At 35.9% G+C, this 19,491-nt stretch carries 16 protein-coding genes; 9 read left to right on the top strand and 7 right to left on the bottom strand.

Going from position 1 to position 19,491, the window contains the following annotated elements; translation table 11 throughout:
- Positions 1-207: 207 nt before the first annotated feature.
- The 9 genes from DUT69_RS14290 to DUT69_RS14250 all read left to right on the top strand — a co-directional run bounded on the left by DUT69_RS14290 (position 208) and on the right by DUT69_RS14250 (position 8,574).
- Positions 208-1,128 (top strand): glycerophosphodiester phosphodiesterase family protein, encoded by a 921-nt coding sequence (locus tag DUT69_RS14290; RefSeq protein WP_113653920.1) that lies wholly within the window; start codon positions 208-210, stop codon positions 1,126-1,128.
- Between the two features lies 1 nt (position 1,129).
- Positions 1,130-1,840 (top strand): ATP-binding cassette domain-containing protein, encoded by a 711-nt coding sequence (locus tag DUT69_RS14285; RefSeq protein WP_113653919.1) that lies wholly within the window; start codon positions 1,130-1,132, stop codon positions 1,838-1,840.
- A complete protein-coding gene (locus DUT69_RS14280; protein WP_113653918.1) occupies positions 1,840-2,382 on the top strand; it encodes a hypothetical protein in 543 nt (180 codons plus the stop codon). Before DUT69_RS14285 ends, DUT69_RS14280 begins: the two co-directional genes overlap by 1 nt.
- Before the next feature lie 165 nt (positions 2,383-2,547).
- The gene (locus DUT69_RS14275; RefSeq protein WP_113653917.1) at positions 2,548-3,069 is read left to right on the top strand and encodes an acyloxyacyl hydrolase; all 522 of its coding nucleotides are present in this window, start codon (positions 2,548-2,550) and stop codon (positions 3,067-3,069) included.
- A gap of 98 nt (positions 3,070-3,167) precedes the next feature.
- Complete coding sequence (locus DUT69_RS14270) at positions 3,168-3,800, top strand: porin family protein (protein ID WP_113653916.1); 633 nt, start codon at positions 3,168-3,170, stop codon at positions 3,798-3,800.
- A 170-nt stretch (positions 3,801-3,970) separates the two neighbouring features.
- Positions 3,971-4,705, top strand: coding sequence for a gliding motility-associated ABC transporter permease subunit GldF (gene gldF / locus DUT69_RS14265; RefSeq protein WP_113653915.1), 735 nt, complete (start codon positions 3,971-3,973; stop codon positions 4,703-4,705).
- Complete coding sequence (gene gldG, locus DUT69_RS14260) at positions 4,693-6,444, top strand: gliding motility-associated ABC transporter substrate-binding protein GldG (protein WP_113653914.1); 1,752 nt, start codon at positions 4,693-4,695, stop codon at positions 6,442-6,444. Before gldF ends, gldG begins: the two co-directional genes overlap by 13 nt.
- Before the next feature lie 32 nt (positions 6,445-6,476).
- Entirely contained in the window at positions 6,477-7,601 is a 1,125-nt protein-coding gene (dnaN, locus tag DUT69_RS14255) for a DNA polymerase III subunit beta (protein ID WP_113653913.1), read from the top strand.
- A gap of 289 nt (positions 7,602-7,890) precedes the next feature.
- The gene (locus DUT69_RS14250; RefSeq protein ID WP_113653912.1) at positions 7,891-8,574 is read left to right on the top strand and encodes a VTT domain-containing protein; all 684 of its coding nucleotides are present in this window, start codon (positions 7,891-7,893) and stop codon (positions 8,572-8,574) included.
- Between the two features lie 284 nt (positions 8,575-8,858).
- On the opposite strand, the gene DUT69_RS14245 is transcribed toward DUT69_RS14250, so the two are convergent.
- From DUT69_RS14245 to DUT69_RS14215, 7 genes are all read right to left on the bottom strand, one after another.
- A complete protein-coding gene (locus DUT69_RS14245) occupies positions 8,859-9,815 on the bottom strand; it encodes a zinc dependent phospholipase C family protein (RefSeq protein WP_113653911.1) in 957 nt (318 codons plus the stop codon).
- Between the two features lie 40 nt (positions 9,816-9,855).
- On the bottom strand, positions 9,856-10,269 hold the full coding sequence (locus DUT69_RS14240; RefSeq protein ID WP_113653910.1) for a hypothetical protein: 414 nt from the start codon (positions 10,267-10,269) through the stop codon (positions 9,856-9,858).
- A 170-nt stretch (positions 10,270-10,439) separates the two neighbouring features.
- A complete protein-coding gene (locus DUT69_RS14235) occupies positions 10,440-11,531 on the bottom strand; it encodes a DUF695 domain-containing protein (RefSeq protein ID WP_113653909.1) in 1,092 nt (363 codons plus the stop codon).
- Positions 11,532-11,576: 45 nt separating this feature from the next.
- Positions 11,577-12,809, bottom strand: coding sequence for a DUF3999 family protein (locus DUT69_RS14230; protein ID WP_113653908.1), 1,233 nt, complete (start codon positions 12,807-12,809; stop codon positions 11,577-11,579).
- The gene (locus DUT69_RS14225) at positions 12,790-15,156 is read right to left on the bottom strand and encodes a DUF2339 domain-containing protein (protein WP_113653907.1); all 2,367 of its coding nucleotides are present in this window, start codon (positions 15,154-15,156) and stop codon (positions 12,790-12,792) included. The genes DUT69_RS14230 and DUT69_RS14225 overlap by 20 nt, the downstream gene beginning before the upstream one ends.
- Positions 15,157-15,961: 805 nt before the next feature.
- Positions 15,962-17,824 (bottom strand): Fe-S protein assembly chaperone HscA, encoded by a 1,863-nt coding sequence (gene hscA / locus DUT69_RS14220; protein ID WP_113653906.1) that lies wholly within the window; start codon positions 17,822-17,824, stop codon positions 15,962-15,964.
- Between the two features lie 270 nt (positions 17,825-18,094).
- Complete coding sequence (locus tag DUT69_RS14215; protein ID WP_113653905.1) at positions 18,095-19,330, bottom strand: glycosyltransferase; 1,236 nt, start codon at positions 19,328-19,330, stop codon at positions 18,095-18,097.
- Positions 19,331-19,491: the final 161 nt, after the last annotated feature.

Raw genomic sequence — 19,491 nt, 5'->3', positions numbered from 1 at the left:
ATTAATGTTGGCCCTGCTAACCGCTTTACTTATCCCGATGAAAAATCGGGATTCGTGCTCGCTTTTATCAGGTTTAGTTTGCAAAGGCAGTTCGAATATTAAAGTAGAAAAGCAACGGTTCGACAAAAACCTGCGAGGTTTAAAAAGCTAACAATAAAAAAATATCATCCTTAAAAAAAGCATAAACAATAACACTATTTTTGGTGCATGAAAAAACTGAATTTCCTTTTTTTGCTTGTTTTTGCTGGTTGCATATCTTTTGTAGCACCAAATAAAAAACAATATATCTCGTTTAAAACACCTAAAGAATTTAACGATTTTTTAAACAGAAAAGCTGGTGCATTTCCTTTAATTTCTGCACATCGCGGCGGACCAATGCCTGGTTTTCCAGAAAATGCCATTGAAACTTTTGAGAATGCAACACAAATCCAACCCGTAATTATAGAGTTTGATGTAGCTTTGAGCAAAGATTCTGTTTTGGTAATTATGCACGATAACAAATTGGATCGAACTACAACTGGAACGGGAGAAATTGGTAGTTATACATACGCAGAGCTTAAAAAGCTAAACCTGAAGGACAACGAGAGCAAGGTTACCGAATTTAAAATCCCGACCTTAGATGAAGTATTGAATTGGGGCAAAAACAAAGTGATCTTTACTATCGATGTTAAAAGAGGTGTGCCTTTTGCAAAAATTGTAGACGCAGTTCGCAGAACAAAGTCAGAAACCAATGCCATTGTAATTACTTACAATGCAAATCAGGCTGCGGAAGTTCACCACCTTGCGCCAGATTTAATGATATCGGCATCTGCCAGAAAAATAGAAGACATTGAGCGTTTAAACGAAGTTGGCGTGCCTAATGATAAAATAGTAGCCTTTACCGGAACCGCTGCCGCTGATAAAAGCGTTTACGAGTATTTGCATGCTAAGGGCATAACTTGTATTTTAGGAACAATGGGCAACTTAGATAGAAGCGCAAAAGCTAATCCAAACCAAAAAGTTTACGAAAAGCTTCTGGCAAACGGCGTAGATATCATATCAACAGATGAACTGGTTCTCGCTGGCGAGCAGTTTGATAGCTATCGCAATGCAAATAAATTAAAACTTAAGAACTTAACCCTAAAATAAATTGAGTGTAAAAGTAAGAGCTTTAGCTAAGCATTATGGCGACCAAAGAGCTGTAAATCAAATCAGTTTTGAAGCAAATCCGGGTAAAATACTTGGTTTCTTAGGTCCGAATGGCGCAGGCAAGTCAACCACCATGAAAATGCTTACGGGGTACTTGGCGCCAACATCCGGCGAAGCCGAAATTTGTGGTAAAAATATTTTAAACGAACCTTTAGAGGTAAAAAGTTTAATTGGCTATTTGCCAGAAAATACGCCACTTTATAATGATATGTACATTAAAGAGTTTTTAAGTTTTGTAGGCGAAACCTACCAACTAAAGAACTTAAAGCAAAGGGTGGAGGATGTAGTTAAACGAGTTGGCTTAACACCAGAACAGCATAAAAAGATTGGTATGCTAAGTAAAGGCTACAAGCAACGTGTAGGTTTGGCACAAGCCATTATTCATAACCCGCAAGTGCTAATTTTAGACGAGCCAACTTCTGGTTTAGATCCAAATCAGCTTACAGATATTAGGGCGTTGATAAAAACATTAGGGGTTAACAAAACGGTTATTATTTCTACCCACATTATGCAAGAAGTAGAAGCGCTGTGCGACGAGATAATTATCATTAATAAAGGCGAAATTGTGGCAAACAACACATTAGCCAAACTAAAAGAACAGTATCAGGACAGCTCTTTAGAAGAAATTTTTAGAAAACTTACTTTAAACTAATGAATTACAGTTTACGCATTTTTATCTTTTTAATTTTTATAAACCTAGCCGCAAACGCACAAAGAAATAATGTCGTTGTTGGACCGTCTATTTATCTGCCAACAGGTAATTCTAGCAATGTTAGTGGTTTCGGGTTGGGCGCTTACGTAAAGGCCGAAGTTGGCTTATCGCCTAAATTTTCTATAACTGCACAAGGTGATTATACTCATTTCCTTGGAAAGCGAATTAGGGTAATTGGTACATCTATACAATCTATTACAGCTGTGCCCATTAAGGGCGGTTTAAAGTATTATACTGGCGAAGACTTTTATTTGGAAGGCCAATTAGGTGTAGCACTTCCAGTAAGCGGTACTACAAAAACAACCTTTGCCTGGAGCCCTGGAGTTGGCACTTATCTTAAAAATAAGAATAACAGTAATTACATTGATTTGGGTATTAGGTACGAAGCTTGGACAGGTGCCAGTGTGTCATCAACAAGTGGCAGAAGCTTAAGTAGCTTTAATTATTTTGCCATTAGGGCAGGATATGCCTTTAATTTGTAGGTTGCTAATTGTTTTAAAAACCTGAAAAATTATTTAATTGATTTACATTTGATTAACTATTTGTTTAGTAATCAGAATTTCATAATTCTTATAAGTTGTAACGATTGGCAGTATTGTTGTGTCTAACCTCGAAAATTAATAATTAACTAATTTAATCTTACAACAATGAAAAAATTATTATTATCGTTAGCATTAGTAGCTGGTTTAGGTTTTGCAGCAAATGCACAAACTGAAGGTGCTGTTAATAAAATCAGTGTAGGTCCTGATTTTTTGTTGCCGATTGGTGACAACACTAATGGTTTAGCTTTAGGTTTTGGCGGTTCGGCTATGGGTGAGTTCAACGTAGCTAAATCTTTAAATTTAACTGTAAATGCTGGTTACCTTTCGCTCGCTCCTGAAAAAGAACTTAAAGATTTAGGCGCTACTAATTCTGGTGTTATTCCATTGAAAGCAGGAGCTAAATATTACTTTGGTGGTAATTTTTATGGCGCTGGCGAAGTAGGTGCTGCAATATTCACTGAAAACAATGCAGGTACTGCATTCACTTTTGCTCCAACTATTGGTGCATCGTTTTCTGTAGCGGATAAATCAAGTATTGATTTGGGTATTCGTTATGAAGGTTGGTCAAAAAATAGCACTACATTATCATTCATCGGAATCCGTGCTGCTTATGCATTTGGTTTATAAGCCAATTTAAAATTTATAAAGCCTTGATAATTAATTTTATCAAGGCTTTTTTATTTGTACTAATTTTATAGTTTTGTTAAAAAAACCAATCAAACAAAATGAAAAAATTATTTCTATCATTAGCGCTTGTTGCAGGCTTTGTTGCTGTAACCTCGGCTCAAGACAAACCAGTTTCTTTCGGTGTAAAAGCAGGTGTTGCTTTCCCTAATTTAAGCTTTTCTGCAATGGGCACCTCAGTTAGTTTAGATGCTAAAACCACATTTTATGTAGGAGGTGTCGCAGATATTAAAGTATCTGACATTTTCTCAGTACAACCTGGCTTAACTTTTATGAGTAAAGGAACAAAATCTAGTTTGGACGACGAAATGACCAGCCAAGATGCATCTGTTAATTTCTCTTATTTGGAGCTTCCAGTAAACCTAATGGCTAATTTTAATGCTGGTACTGGTAAATTCTTCGTTGGTGCAGGCCCTTACGCAGCTTATGCTTTATCAGGAAACGCAAAATCTGGAGATGTAAAAGAAGATGCTGAATTTGGTTCTGGAGATGGGCAAGCAAAGAGAATGGATTTCGGTCTAAATTTCTTAGGTGGTTATCAGTTGCAAAATGGATTAAATCTACATGCAGGCTATGGTCTTGGCTTAAGCAATATCATTAACGATGAAAGCACTGGATTTGACATGAAAACCAAAAATCGCGTTTTTTCAATAGGCTTAGGCTTTATGTTCTAAGTTTTAATTACGAAATAATAAAGGCTTCTCACAATGTGGGAAGCCTTTTTTGTTTATAGGTTTTTTTAAATACTTCGCTCACGAGAAGAGAATTTTTTCCATTCGTATTTAAAACCATTAATTTGCAAACGTAAATATTTACTTAACTTCGGCAACACTAATTGCTTTGCATGTACGCAGTATTTAAACGAGAATTATTTAGTTTTTTGAGCTCGCTAGTGGCCTATATCACCATTGGTGTATTTTTATTAGCCTGTGCGCTTTTGCTCTGGTTTTTTCCAGAAACGTCAATTTTGGATTATGGTTACGCAGAAATGAACGGTTTTTTTAGCCTTGCCCCATTCCTGTTTATGTTCTTAGTTCCGGCTATTACTATGCGCTCTTTTGCCGAAGAACGAAGAGAAGGCACCTACGTGTTATTAGCAACAAAGCCAATTAGTGATAGCCAGATTATTTTAGCAAAATATTTTGCATGTGTGGTACTCTTGATATTGGCTCTTTTGCCTACTTCAATCTATTTCTTTAGTATTTATCAGCTTGGTTTCCCAAAAGGCAATATAGATACGGGAGCGGTAATTGGATCTTATTTAGGCCTGTTTTTTTTAGGTAATGCTTTTACGGCTGTAGGTATTTTTTCATCATCAATAACTAAAAATCAGGTAATTGCATTTGCCGTAGCTGTGTTTGTATGTTTTTTGGCTTATAGCGGTTTCGAAGCGGCTAGCAAAATTTTTGTAGCCAGTTCTGTAGAAACCATCTTGTTAAACATCGGCATAAACGAACATTATCAGTCTATTAGTCGCGGTGTTTTGGATACCCGAGACCTGGTCTATTTTATTTCTTTTGCATTAGTGTTTTTAGGTTTAACGAAGTTGATTTTGGAGGGCAAGAAATGGAAGAATTAAAGAGGAATGGAGATGGCGCAAGGAAAAAGGAGCAAGGGTTTAAGAACAAGGCGCAAGGACCAAAGAGTAAAAGATATTTGAAAATATTTGGCTTCCTTACTTTTTTAGTACTGATAAATATTTTTGCGCAAAATTTTTACACCCGATTTGATTTTACGAAAGAAAGACGATACACTTTATCTGCAAAAACAAGAGATGTATTAAAAAACGCTAAAAAGGACATTTTAATAACGGTTTTTTTGGATGGAGAAATGCCATCAGCTTTCAAGCGGCTACGTAATGCAACACGTGATTTGTTAGCTGACTACAAAGCCGAAGCTGGAGTAAACATTAAGATCCTGTTTGTTGATCCGTTAGAGGGCAAGATTGCCAACGACCAAGAGGAAGTAATTACACAACTTGCCGAAATTGGCATTAATCCATTAGCAGTAAACATTAAAAGCGATGCAGGGATAACACAAAAGATCATTTTTCCGATGGCTTTGATTGAAAGTGATGATAAGCCAATTGCGATTAATTTATTAAGTAAAACAGGTGGCGCTGCCACAGATTACGAAGCAAAAATTACCAGTTCTATTCAGGATTTAGAATATATAGTTACCTCTGCAATTAAACGTTTGCAAACTGGCTATAGCCCAAACATTGGTTTTACAGAAGGGCATGGCGAGCCAAATAACCAGCAATTGTATGATGCTATTGTATCGCTTTCATCAAACTATTACGTAACTCGAGTTGATTTGAATCTGGCCAATAAAGAAGGCTTGGATAATTTGGACGTGATGGTGATTGCAAAACCTCAAAAAGCATTAACCGAATTGGAAAAATACAAAATCAACTATTTTGTAATGAAAGGCGGTCGAGTAGTTTGGGCGATAGATCAGGTAAATGCCAATTTAGATCAATTGCAACAACAGCCACAGATGATGGCAAATAATTACGATTTAAACTTAAACGACATGCTTTTTGAGTACGGTGCGAGAGTAAATTATAATTTGGTAACCGATGTGCATAGCGCCATGATTCCAATAGCTACAGGGTCAGGTCAACAAGCACAGATAGATGTGGCGCCTTGGTTTTACTTTCCGGTTTTACTGCCGGATACAAGCAACTTAGTGGTTAAAAATATTGATGGTGTAAAGGCTGAGTTTGCCAGTACGGTAGATACCATAGGCGTGGCTAACGTAAACAAAAAGATTATTCTGAGTACATCTAACTTTAACAAAATTTTCGATACGCCGAAGCTATTGTCGTTGCAAATGATTGCTGAACAACCTAAGCAAGAGGAATATACAAGCGTTCCAAAGCCCGTCGGAGTACTATTGGAAGGAAGCTTTAAATCAGTTTTCCTTAACAGACCGGTGCCAGAAGGGATCACCGAAAATTATAATGTACCTGCTCAGAGTAAGCTTACAAAAATGATTGTTATAGGCGATGGGGATGTGTTCTCAAATCAGGTAAATAAAAACGATAATTCCACATTTCCATTAGGATTTGATCGTTACACACAACAGAATTTTGGCAATAAGGCATTGCTTTTAAATATTGCCGATTATTTTACCGATGCCGATAATTTAATCGCCTTGCGTAATAAGGAAATTAAAGAAAGATTGCTAGATAAAACGGTTTTACGTACCGAAAAATTGAAATGGCAGCTGATAAATTCTTTAGCGCCATTGGCATTGTTAATATGTTTCGCAATTTTTCAACATTATTACCGCAAACACAAGTATGCTAAGTAATTTTTCTATTTTTGATAAATACAAAATAAGCTATGAGATTTATAGTATCAACTTCAACATTATTAAAGCATTTACAAACGGTAAATGGTGCATCTAGCAGCAGTACTGTTCTACCAATATTAGAGAATTTTCTTTTCGAAATTAAAGAAGGAAACCTTACTATTTCTGCTACTGATTTACAAACTAGTATGACAACTTCTTTGGCTGTAGAGTCTAAAGAAGAAGGAAAAGTAGCCGTACCATCTAGAATATTATTAGATACTTTAAAAACATTACCAGATCAGCCAATTTCGTTCAATATCGATGACAATTCTTTTTCGATTGAGATTAGCGCTGGAGATGGAAAATATAAATTGAGTGGCGAAAACGGTGATGACTTTCCTAAAATTCCGGTTGTAGAGAACGCATCTAGCGTAAATTTACCAGCTTCGGTTTTAACAGAAGCAATTACAAAAACCATTTTTGCAGTTAGCAACGATGAGTTGCGCCCAGCAATGACAGGTGTATTCTGTCAACTTTCGCCTCAGCACATTACATTCGTAGCTACCGATGCACATAAATTGGTTCGTTACCGCCGTATGGATAGCAAGGCCGATAAAGCTTCTTCTTTCATCCTTCCAAAAAAAGCCTTAACGTTGTTAAAAGCTGCATTGCCAAATACAGATGTTAATGTTTCTGTAGATTATAATGCTACAAGTGCTTTTTTTAAATTCGAGAATATCAATTTGGTTTGTCGTTTAATTGATGAGCGTTACCCAGATTACGAAGCGGTAATTCCCGGCAATAACCCTAATAAATTGGTTATTGATAGAGCTTTGTTTTTAAATACGTTGCGTAGAGTTGTAATTTTTGCTAATAAAACCACACACCAAGTACGTTTAAAAATTAGCGGTAGCGAATTGCATATTTCTTCAGAAGATTTAGATTTTGCTAACGAAGCTCACGAACGTTTAAGCTGCCAGTACGAAGGAGAAGATTTAGAGATTGGATTTAATGCTCGTTTCTTAATTGAAATGTTAACCAATTTAAGTGGCGAAGAAGTTACTTTAGAATTGTCTACGCCTAATCGTGCAGGGTTGTTAATTCCGCAAACTAACGACGAAAATGAAGATGTTTTGATGTTGGTGATGCCGGTAATGCTTAATAACAGTTACTAAGTAGAAGAAGGACAAAAGAGCAAAGAATAAAGATTTGCTAGTTTAAATAAATATAATGGCTCGGTTTTACCGGGCCATTTTTTTTTGATTTATTTCTCCAACTCATCATTCTAGCGTAGCATATCGAGGAAATATCTCTAACATTTTGCTGTGCTCAGGAGACTTCAACTTCTTGTTCCGAGTTTGAAATAAGGAAAGATGAACGTAAAAATATTTAATTGCAGTCATATTTTAAATTTTAGAGGTTTATCAAAACGATATCCTTACTTTTGTTAAAAATTATATAACATTGGAATTCTTCGATCTACTAGTACAATTACTTACCAATACCAAAGAGACTTTAGAGTTAATTATGCAGGAGTATAAAACCTGGACTTATCTCATTCTTTTTCTGATTATTTTTGCTGAAACCGGTTTTGTAGTTACGCCATTTTTACCCGGCGATTCGATGTTATTTGCTGTTGGTGCCTTAGTTGCTGGCGAAGGAACAGGTTTAAACATCTGGTTTATGCTGTTGATTTTGATTTTTGCCGCAATAGCTGGTAATACAGTAAACTATAGGTTAGGAAAATATTTCGGAATTAAGGTTTTTAAGGAAAATAATAAAATCCTGAAATTAAAATATTATCACCAAGCACACGAGTACTTTGAGAAACACGGCGCTAAAGCTATCGTTTTTAGTCGTTTCTTACCAATTTTACGAACTATTGCGCCATTTGTTGCTGGTGCAGCCAACATGTCTTTCGGTAAGTTTACTTATTATAATGTTATTGGTGGTGTAGCGTGGATTGGAAGTTTATTATTTGCTGGTTTCCTTTTAGGTAAAATTCCGTTTGTAGAGAAAAATTTTGAGATTTTAGTATTGATTATTGCCGTTGGAACTTTCGTTCCGGTAATTTACGCAGCTTTAAAATCTGTATTTTCTAAAAAGCCTATTGAGAAACAAATCGAAGAAGAGATTAAGGAAGATTAGTAAATTCTTTCGTCATATCAAGGGAGCGTAACGACGAGATATCTCAGCCTGTTTGGTATCGGCTACAACTCATTCAGTTCCCAAGATGGAAAGAGATTTTTCCTCGTGAAGAACTCGTTCGAAATGACGAATTAGGATAGATTTTCATCCATTGTCAGCTCGATTGCCAATCTAAAAGCTTAAGAGAGATTCAGCAGTTAATAATTGGCATTACGATTTCCGCCTCAGCGGTAATGGCGAATAAAAAATCATTCATTGTTATTATACTTAGCCAACGGATTATATTAATTTTCTCTTCCAATAATTTTGCCTTCTTTATATTTTTTGTTTAGTAGTTCAGCTGCTTTTAATTCCTCTGCGGTTGGCTCAACTTTAATCAGGTTTTTAAGCGTAGGCTGGCCAGCATCTACCCAAGCCGAAAACCAATAAGAGCCTATCATTATAATGGCAGAGCGCATTTGCTTTTCCACCATGCCATTCATTTTATCTTGGTACGCCTTTGAATAAGCTTCTGAATATTGCTTAAGCACTACGTTGTTTCTTTCTGTAAAGCTATATTTTTGATCGGATGGAAAAGATCCATTTAAAATTGATTCAAAGCGTACAACGGTATCTACCAACGAATGCGAATGTTTAACAATTTTCCAAGCTTGTTTTAAAGGATCGTCAATATATGCTGCTTTACCGACTACGAAATTATAATTTCCTGCAAAAAGCTCTGGGATTCTGCTTTCCCAAAATGCATGTAGGCCATGTTGGTTGGTTAACTGTCCGTTATGATTGGCTGTTGTATGCAAAGGAACGTGGGCATCTCCAATATAATGGCCTAAATCTGCAGCATACTTAAGTATTTTTAGCGAGTCGTGGTTTTTGAAGGCGTTAACCAAGCTGTAATACGAACGTTGGATTTGCCAGGGAACAATTCCGTTTTCGTTTAATTTTTTCTGTCCGTATTTTGCCAGTGCATCATTAAATTTTTCTGGTATACTATCGATATGTTTCTCGTAATTCTCAACGTCCAAGTAATGTCGCGGGGCTTCTAGTGTATCTAAATATCTACGTTTATCTGGGTCTACGGCGTGTTCGGTAATGTATTTATGCCCGGTTTTAAAAAATCCAAGCATATCTGGTGGCAACGTAAAAATTGCCAATTGGTTTATCCGCCGATGCGCAAAAAAGCCCCAAGAAGTACATAATAGAAAAGGGATGATTAACAAAGCAATGGTTGTTAATCTTTTCATAAAATGAAGATAATGAAAAATTACTTGGTTTTAAATGAGTTTAGGCTTGCGTATTGATATTAAGTCCGTATTTAGAAGTAAGCAAAAGAAATATGAATGCTACCAACGTTCCGGCGAAGCCGAAGTAAGCATCAATTAGATCTGGTGTGTTTAACACGGGAATCCAAAGTTCGTAAATGAGGTTTGCCAGTATTAAAAAAATGCCTAGAAAGTTAATGAATTTAAAATTTATACCTAACATTAGCCACAAATAACCAATGCTAGCGTAGATAAAATAACTTATGGCGAGATTGGAGATGTTGAAATAGAAATCGGGATATTGTTGCGTGATGAAATCGAATTTTAGGAAATCTACCGTTCGGCCTAAAAACAATAACATTACCACTACTAATAAAAACAAAAATGTTAATGCTGTTGATATTTTAGGAATGTACTTAAATTTTACAGCGTCCATAATTATTTCACTTTTACAGGTTGACCATTAAAAAATAAACCCGACTTAGTGGATGCCGATTTTTCTTCGGCAGAAACGAGGGCGGGACTATATTTACCGATTACCGATGCAAATGCTTTCCTTATCTAAGTCTTAGGTAAATATTTAAATCTGTTTTTGAAGAGTGATTTTTAATTACCTGTAAAACGATTGAAGGACTGCCAGTACTTATCTTTATAGATATCAAAAGTTATGCTAAATTTATCTCCGTATTTTGCGATAATTTGTTCTGCAACTTTAGGTGGTTTTCTAAAATCTTTACATGCGAAATAAATTTCTCTAATGGCATCTGCAGTTTCTCTACCAATATTTAAATAACCCTCGCTATCCTTTAATTCCTCCAACAAAACATCTTCCAATTCATTTAATTCGGCCAAAGTTTTGTCACTTGGGAAACCATTTGGGTCTGCATTAAATTTGGTTTCAATCACTAAAATCCAAGGATGTGAAGCTTTGTTTTCCCAATTTAATAAATCCATATTTACTACCGCCAAAAGTGGTTTTCCGTTTTGGAGAGAACCTTCTAAAATAGAGTGATTGTTGGTTTCGGTGCTATGCCACACATCATCGTATTTTTCTATAAATTCTTTTTCTCTCCAGATTAAAAAATCCTTGAGCTTTTTGATAGAAATGAGCTCTTTTTCAGCTTTGTCTTTCCCAACTACAACGATGTTATCTATGGTTGTTGCAAAGTTCAGTTCCCCTAAAAGATTGTCTATAAAAATAAATGTACCATTGGTTATTTCATCTTTATTACTTTCGTTTAAGTTGTCATTTACTAAAACAATATCAATCTCATCTGGATAATTTGCATCTTCGTTGTAATAAAAGCTAATATTATCTTTAGAAAATTCGTAATCTCCCATTTTAATACTAACATCTTCAATGTCTAAAGCGGGTTTGAAAGCAGTAAATTTCCATCCATTTATGTCGGGTGCTGCGTTTACCAATTCTTCTACAAAAACAATATTTTTTACTCTACCATCGGCCGTTAAAATCAGTTCTGCAGTGTCTTCATTCATCATTCCTGTTAAAAAATAATAGCCTTCTCTTAGCTGCCCCAGCTTAGGAGAAAGCTCGCTGAAGAATTCTTCTTCTATTTTTTTACCCTCTTTTACTACTTGATAGAATGACTTTTCATTCTCCTGAAACCATTTCCAGAAATCGTTATAGTTTTTGATGGTTTGTTCTTTAGAACCAAATATGTTTTTTAGAAAGCTCATAGGTTTTGTTGAATGTTTTTTTCTTGTTTTATTCGTGGCTCAACGTTAGTTCTTTAACATTTTAAACGCAAAAAAGCCTAGCAAAGCGATGATTAATACCATTAATCCGTATAACCACAGCTTGTTTTCAAAGAGTGGGGTCTTCTTTGGATCGGATTTAAAATTAGGATTTAATTGCTCGTCGCCAACATCTAAAGTATTTACAGTCATGGGAATTTTATTCTCGAAATTTTTAAGTTCGTAAACAGGCGTTGTGGCGTCTTTGCTGCCGTAATATAAAAAGTAATTTAAATTCTGGTCATCAAACCTTCCCACCAGCTCGTAAACCGGACCTTTTAACTCAAAAGACGAAATATGCAAGGGCTTATTGTCGTTATTTTCGATTGTTAATTTTAACCTAGATAGTAAGGTTCCCGGAAAGTTAAATTCTGGAAGTTCTAAAGAACTAATTGTGCCAGCAAAAAGTGGCTCGTAATTATATTGCATACCTTTTTCCGTTTTAAAACTATCGGTAGCATATTCAATCGTTAAGTTTCTGTAGAAGTCAATATCTCGAGATAGGTTAATTTTTAAATAGGATAGGGGCGTTGGTTCAGCCAAGTCTATTGTTGCACTAGTGGTTTTGTTAGCTTTGTCATTCAGAATGTTATAATTTCTGTAAGCAACAGTTTTATAAACGCCTTTTAACGTATCTGTTTTAAGTACTTTTGCTGCGGTTAATTCTGGTTGCTCAGATGCTTTAATGGCCATTCTAAAATACTTATAACTTGCAGTAGGGAAGTTAAGCTCACTAAATTTATAATCGGTTTGGTTATTTTTAATGGCTAAAATCCTGTAATCCTTTAACAGCGTAAACCAATTTTGGTTATCGTTGCTACCTTCTAAAACTACTCTCCAATCAAAATTTAACTGCTTAAACGAAAGTTTAATTTGGTTAATCGTACTTACAGCCGAAGCCTGAAAAGTATAGTAAAATGCATTTGCGTTACTACTTTTATTTATGATATTAAAAGGTATCTCGCTTTCGGTAATTTGATTAGCGCTTTGCTCCAAAATATAAGGTACTTCTACGGTGTCTTTACCTTTATAACCGTAAATTCGCAGATCTGCCAAGCCAACTTGCACTTTACTAAAAAGCTGGTTTGGAAGTTGCAAGCCGTTCCAAGTAGTGCTTATTCCCTTTAATTCTCGTTTATATTTATATTGATTTGTTTGCGCCTGTAAACCTAAAGTTCCGCACAAAAACAAAGCAAATAGTTTAATTTTCAGTTTTAACATCGTCTATAATTAAATGTTTGTATTTGTTATAAAGGAAGGATATGAGTAATAAAAGTACACCTAACGATACGAAGACTATGGTTTTCGAAATGGTATCCAGCGAAGCAATATCATATAAGAAAAGCTTAAGCAATGTGATGGCAAAAAGCACAATAGCTCCGATACGTAGAAACTTTTTGTTTTTCCATAAACCGATGCCAATTAATACTAGCGAGTAAACGCCCCACAAAATGCTTAAGCCTAATTTGTATCCAGATTGAAGGCCTGCAATTTCTAACCAATGTAAAAGCTCGCTGCTGAGCACCCAAAGTATAGCAATGTAAAGCAGATAATCGAATGCTTTTTTAAATTTCACCTTAAAAATATCAGCTTTTGCTAATTTATAGCAGGAATAAATCAATAATCCAAAAAATGCTATAGCAATATATCTTACACCGATATTTATACTCCCGCTTATAAAATACTTATTGACTTGATGAATAAAACTGTGCCTCAATTCACTCAAAATAAATAAGCCTTGCACCAAAAATGCTAAAATAGTTACGGTATTTATTGAAGCATTTGCAACAGCAAGTTCTTTACTTTTTATCTTTTTAATATTTAACAAGGTTAATGCGCTAGCAAAAAACATAGAATAAATAAATACTGCAATTGTCTTAAGGTTCTTGTAATCGACATTGTATTCGTAATAAGTGTTCCCTTTTGAACCTGTGTTTATTTTTGTGCCTTCAAATAGATTGCGGAAAATGTTTCCAATTTCGGTTCTAAACGTAAAATAAGTAACGATGATTAAAATACTGGGTATGGTATAGGTTAAGATATCGGTAATTACTTTGTTAATGCCGTTGCTAAGGGTTTCAGATTTTGACTTTTTGTTAATGAACAACATAGCCGTAAAACAGCCGATGAATATAACACCACATAAAAACTGAACATTTATAAAGGGCTTTGTTATGCTATAATCACCCAAATAATTAAACTCTGAATTGTTGTGCGACCAATCTTCTAATAAGCTTAAAAAAGCCAAAAATATTAATGGAAATGAAAGTTTTTGATAAATGGATATGTTTTTAGATTTTCCTAAATAGAATAGGATAGTAGCCTCCATGGCCCAGAAAATTGTTACCCAATTGCCACTTAATTGTACCGGTATGGCAAGTGTAATAAAGGTGATTACCATCGCCAAGATAAAGTAAAATAGGTTTTTGTCGGCCAATTTTAACCGGTAAATAAACAAGCAAACCACAAAGTGGATGATAGCATTAGCCAAAGTGAATAAGCCCAACAGTTCGGCTCCATTTTTATGTTCGGCCAATAAAAAGTAGCCGATTCCGTAAAAAACAAATGAATTTAACAGGAGGATTATTACGTCACTTATGCCAAAAAGTTCGGCTTTTCTAAGTTTGTAGGCTAAATTGCAACCGTAAAAAATGGCGAAGAAAATACTTGAAAAACCAAAAGCCAAAGTAAAATTTTTGGTTTCGTAATCAGCAGCTAACCACGAACAGAAGATGATCCAAGTAAAAGAGAATGATAGATAAAAGAGCGACTTCCAGTGTTTTTTGAAGCTTAAAACTAAAATTCCGATATTAATAATCGTCATGTAGCTAAACAATACGGCTACTTTTCCGGAACCATCGCTCAGCAAAAAAGGTACCGCATAAGCGCCAACTAATCCAATGTGCGCAATAACAGGTTTGTCGTATTTTACGGCGGCAAAAACGGTAAAACACGTAAAAACTACCATTAATAAAAATGCTAGCGGCTGCGTAAGTAATGCATAAAAATCGTAAGCAGCGTAGGTTATAAAATACATGATTGCCATTGCGCCACTTAGTAAAACTGCGCTAAAGCTTTCGTATTTTGCTTTTAATTTCAGCGCAAATCCTGTTAAGCCAACGCCAACCAAATAACCTAAAATTATACGGGTAAGTGGACTAAGTAATTCTTTATCTATCGCATATTTTGCGCCAATTATAACCCCGATGATTAAAATCAGGATACCAATTTTGCTAATTAAATTCTCACCGATGAATTTTTCAAAGTCAGACTTACCCATGTTAGCACGATTAAATTTATCGGCAAAACTAGGTTGACTAGGTTTTATGGGTGGAGCGGTAAAAGTTGGTGGTGTATTTTTTGGAGGAAATACGGTTGCAAATGGCGGAACATGTACCGGTGGTAGCTCTGCTTCTTTTACAAGTTCATTTACTATTGGACTTCCACCTTTTAAAGCTATAATTTCCTGCTTTAAACTATTTATTTCCGCTTCAAAATTCTGTTGCCTTAGCGACAGATTTTCGAGTTTTAGCAATAGCGTATTTAACTTTTCCTTATCATTCTCCATTCTTACAGCGTAGTATCGTAAAATATAGTTTTTTTAAATATAAGAATGATTGCTGCAAGGATAACTATTTTCTGCGATTTAGTTTAATTATACTTCGGGAAGGAAGTATATATATTATTGAACTTATTACAAAAGCAACAGCAGAGTTACAAGCGTAGAACAACTATTGACAACTGATACACACAGATTAACACAGCTTTTATTGTGTGCTCTTCGTGATTTGTAATACATAAGCATTACCGGGTTTTAAATATTTTATTATTTCGTCATACCCAACTCGATTGGGTATCGTAATGCGCTCTATTTCAATACGAATTTACATATCGCAAATCTGTAACAGCAAAGAGTTTTAACACAAGAGCAACAGCAGAGTTACAACCATAGAACAAATATTGACCACTGATACACACAGATTTTATTGTGTGCTCTTCGTGATTTGTAATCCAGAAGCATTACGGGTTTTAAATATTTTATTATTTCGTCATACCCAACTCGATTGGGTATCGTAATGCGCTCTATTTCAATACGAATTTACAGATTGCAAATCTGTAACAGCAAAAAGTTTTACACAAGAGGAACAGCAGAGTTACAAGCGTAGAACAAATATTGACCACTGATACACACAGATTAACACAGATTTTATTGTGTGCTCTTCATGATTTGTAATCCAGAAGCATTACCGGGTTTTAAATATTTTATTATTTCGTCATACCCAACTCGATTGGGTATCGTAATGCGCTCTATTTCAATACGAATTTACAGATTGCAAATCTGTCACATCACACAGCGCCAAAAAACAAAAAAACTACTGTTCGTCTATGCTCTTGCCCTTCATTGCTTGTCCAACGGCCATATCCATCAATCGCTCTGCAAATGGGCGAGTAAATTCGTTCAGCTCATCAGCTTTCTTAAGGATAAGATCTTTTTCGCCTGCCGATAAAGCATCTTTCAACGCGTCAATATAGTTGTTGGTTTCTTGTATTTCTTCAGCAGTTAAAATCTCGCTATTTTTCGAAATAAATCGCTCTGCGGTGTAAACCAACTGCTCACCTTCACTTCTAGCTTCAATTAGCATGCGTTGTTCAACATCGCTTTTAGCATTTTCAATGCTGTCAATCAACATCTTTTCTACCGTATCATCGTTTAAGCCATAACTAGGTACCACATCAATTTCCTGCTTTACGCCAGAACGCAACTCTATAGCCTGTACCGTTAATATCCCATCCGCATTTAGCAAAAAGTTAATGTCAACCTTTGGCAAGCCAGCCGGCATTGCCGGAATTCCCTTTAAATCGAACTCGGCCAGTTTTCGGTTTTCTTTAACTAAATCGCGTTCTCCTTGGTATACGGAGATTTTCATGTTCACTTGCCCATCAATAGAAGTGGTATACTGCCTGCCTCCTTTGGTAGGTACCTTGCTATTACGAGCAATAATTACATCCATTAAGCCACCCATGGTTTCTATACCCAAAGAAAGTGGCGTAACATCTAACAATAAAATATCAGAGCGATTACCCGCTAAAATATCAGCCTGTATGGCTGCACCTAAAGCAACAACCTCATCAGGATTAATATTGTCATGCGGTTCGCGACCAAAGAAATCGCTAACTGCTTTTTTAACGTAAGGTGTACGGGTAGAGCCACCAACTAAAACAACTTCGTCTATGTCGGCAATAGTTAAATTTGCATCAGTTAATGCTTGTTGGCAACAAGTTAATGTTTCTTGTACTTTACCAGTAATTAGTTTTTCAAAAGTAGTTTTATCTAGCGTACACCAAATTTCGCCAACTTGCTCGTTGTAAAGATTTTGAGTTGATAGCGCTTTTTTTGCCGACTCTGCTTGCAAGCGTAAAGTTTGCATCAGTACATTATCTTTGGCAACTTCCTTGGCGTTTAACTGGTTTTTTTCAATCCAATAGTTTAAAATAGCTCGGTCAAAATCATCGCCACCTAAAAAAGTATTGCCATTAGTTGCCAAAACTTCAAAAATTCCATTTTGTATTTGCAGAATGGAAACATCAAAAGTTCCACCACCTAAATCGTACACCGCAATGGTTTTTTGTTGCGTCGGATCTAATCCTAAACCGTAAGCTAAGCTTGCCGCAGTAGGTTCGTTAACAATACGCAATACATCTAATCCGGCAAGTTTCCCCGCATCTCTCGTAGCTTGGCGCTGGCTGTCGTTAAAGTAGGCCGGAACCGTAATTACCGCTCTATTCACCGGTGTTTTTAACGCATGTTCAGCTCTAGCTTTTAGTTCTTTTAAAATTTCTGCAGATAATTCTATTGGTGTATAAAATCTATCGCCAGCTTGAATTTTAACTAAAGCATCACTGTCGTCGTCGATAATTTTGTAGCTGAAAATATCTTGGTGGCTAGCAACATCTTTATAAGAACGGCCTAACAATCTTTTAACAGAAAAGATAGTATTGGTAGGGTCTGTAGTTAAAAAAGCTTTAGCTTCGTTACCAACCTCAGCAGCTCCATGTTCGTTAAAATGCACAACAGAAGGTACTAAAAGCCCTTTTCCAGTGTCGTTAATTACTTGAGGTTGTTTCTCTGGATTGATAAATGCTACCAAACTATTGGTTGTGCCTAAATCTATACCAACTATAATCTCTTCTTGTTGAAACGAACCCGTAGCCAGGTTAATGGATATTTTTGCCATGTCGCAAATTTACGGAGATTGTTGCAATGTTTTGATGTTGAAATGTTTTAATGTTGTAAAGAAAGTGCATAGATGGCCAACTCCGATCTTGTTTTGTTTTTTTGAAAACGAACGGTTCGGTAACTCTTCGGGTACAATAGCCCTGCTGTACCTCCAAGCCCGATGAAAAATCGGGGCTTTCCGTCCCATCAGGTTTAGCAACAAAGCTTATCTGCTTTTGGCAAGAAGCGACCTCACAAAAATAAGTTCCCAGTTTCTACGCTCAACTTTTCACTTCTTATTCTTCTCCTCAATCCACAAAGACATGTATTTTGTGCTTTGTACCGTATGGTGCTTAAGTATTTGGCCAAAGAAATTGTTATGGCGGTGGATGGCTAATTTGGCGTAAATGTCTTTTACTTTTTCAATAAATTGATCGGAGAATTTTTTGGCATTGTATCTTTCGTTTATAATTTTAATGCCGTTTTGCTGTGCACAATGCCATTGTTCTTCATTTTGGTAAAGCGCTACCGTTTTGTTTATAAATTCATCTACATCATCTTCAATAAATCCGTTCCATTCTAAATTGCCTTTCATGGCTTCGGCACCTACAGATGTTGTTGCAGAAGGCGTACCAACATGCATGGCATCTATAAATTTGCCTTTTGCGCCAGCACCGAACTGAATTGGCGCTAGCAGAATTCTGTGTTGCGAAATAACTTCCTTTGCATTGTCGGCTCTGCCTAAAATGTTAAAGTTTTCTTTCGTATTATTCAGCTGAAAAACTTTTTCGCTCGGATAAGCTCCATACACGTTAAGTTGCGCCTGAGGTATTCTTTTTCTTAAAATTGGCCAAATTTTAGTTTTTAAAAACTGTACCGTGTGCCAATTTGGTTCGTGTAGGAAATTGCCGATGAACACGAAATCCTTTCTTTCGTTAAAGGAAGTCCATTTTTCTATTTCGGCTGTAGTTATTTCTTTTTCTAAAAAAGGGAGGTAGTAAAGCAAGGATTGGTCGATTCTGAACTTATGCTGCAACAGTTTCACTTCTTCTTCTGAAATAATTAGCGACAAATCGCACCTTAAAATAGAGGCAATTTCTCTTTTAGCCGTATCGTTAAATAAATGCTCTGGTTCATCGTTTTTACTTTTTGCAACTGCTTGTCGAGCATGCCTTAAAAAGTGCAGGTCTTCCGTATCGAGGATTGTCATTGCCGAAGGGCATTCTTGTTGTACACGCCAGCCAAATTGCTCTTCAATTACAAAACGGTCATAAACTACAAGGTTTGGTTTTGCGTCTTTTATAAAATCATTAAAGCTCTCGTCGTTTAGTTTGATTTGTTTTTCGGCAACACCAAGAGAAGCTAAATTGAAACTGAACTCGCTTTTGGCAGCAGCGCAACCAAAGGTAACTTCAAATCCGCTAGCTAAAAATAATTCTACTAACTGAACCATTCTTGTGCCTGCAGCAGAAGAGGTTGGTTCTGGCCATACTAAACCAATAATTAATAGTTTATTTGCATCCATGCTTTAAAGTTTACGCAAAATAAGCGTTTTTTGGCTTCAGCACATAAAATGATTTTTTAGCGGCTCGGGTTTTATGTTGCGAAGCATTGCTGACTTTAATGTATAAACCCTATTGCAGTGGAAATATCCCGATTTTTTCATCGGGAATTGGAACGGAAAGA

Source organism: Pedobacter namyangjuensis (genome assembly GCF_003313325.1).
Lineage (GTDB): Bacteria > Bacteroidota > Bacteroidia > Sphingobacteriales > Sphingobacteriaceae > Pedobacter > Pedobacter namyangjuensis.
The sequence above is the reverse complement of the archived record's forward strand: the minus strand, read 5'-3'. Positions and strand labels throughout refer to the sequence as shown.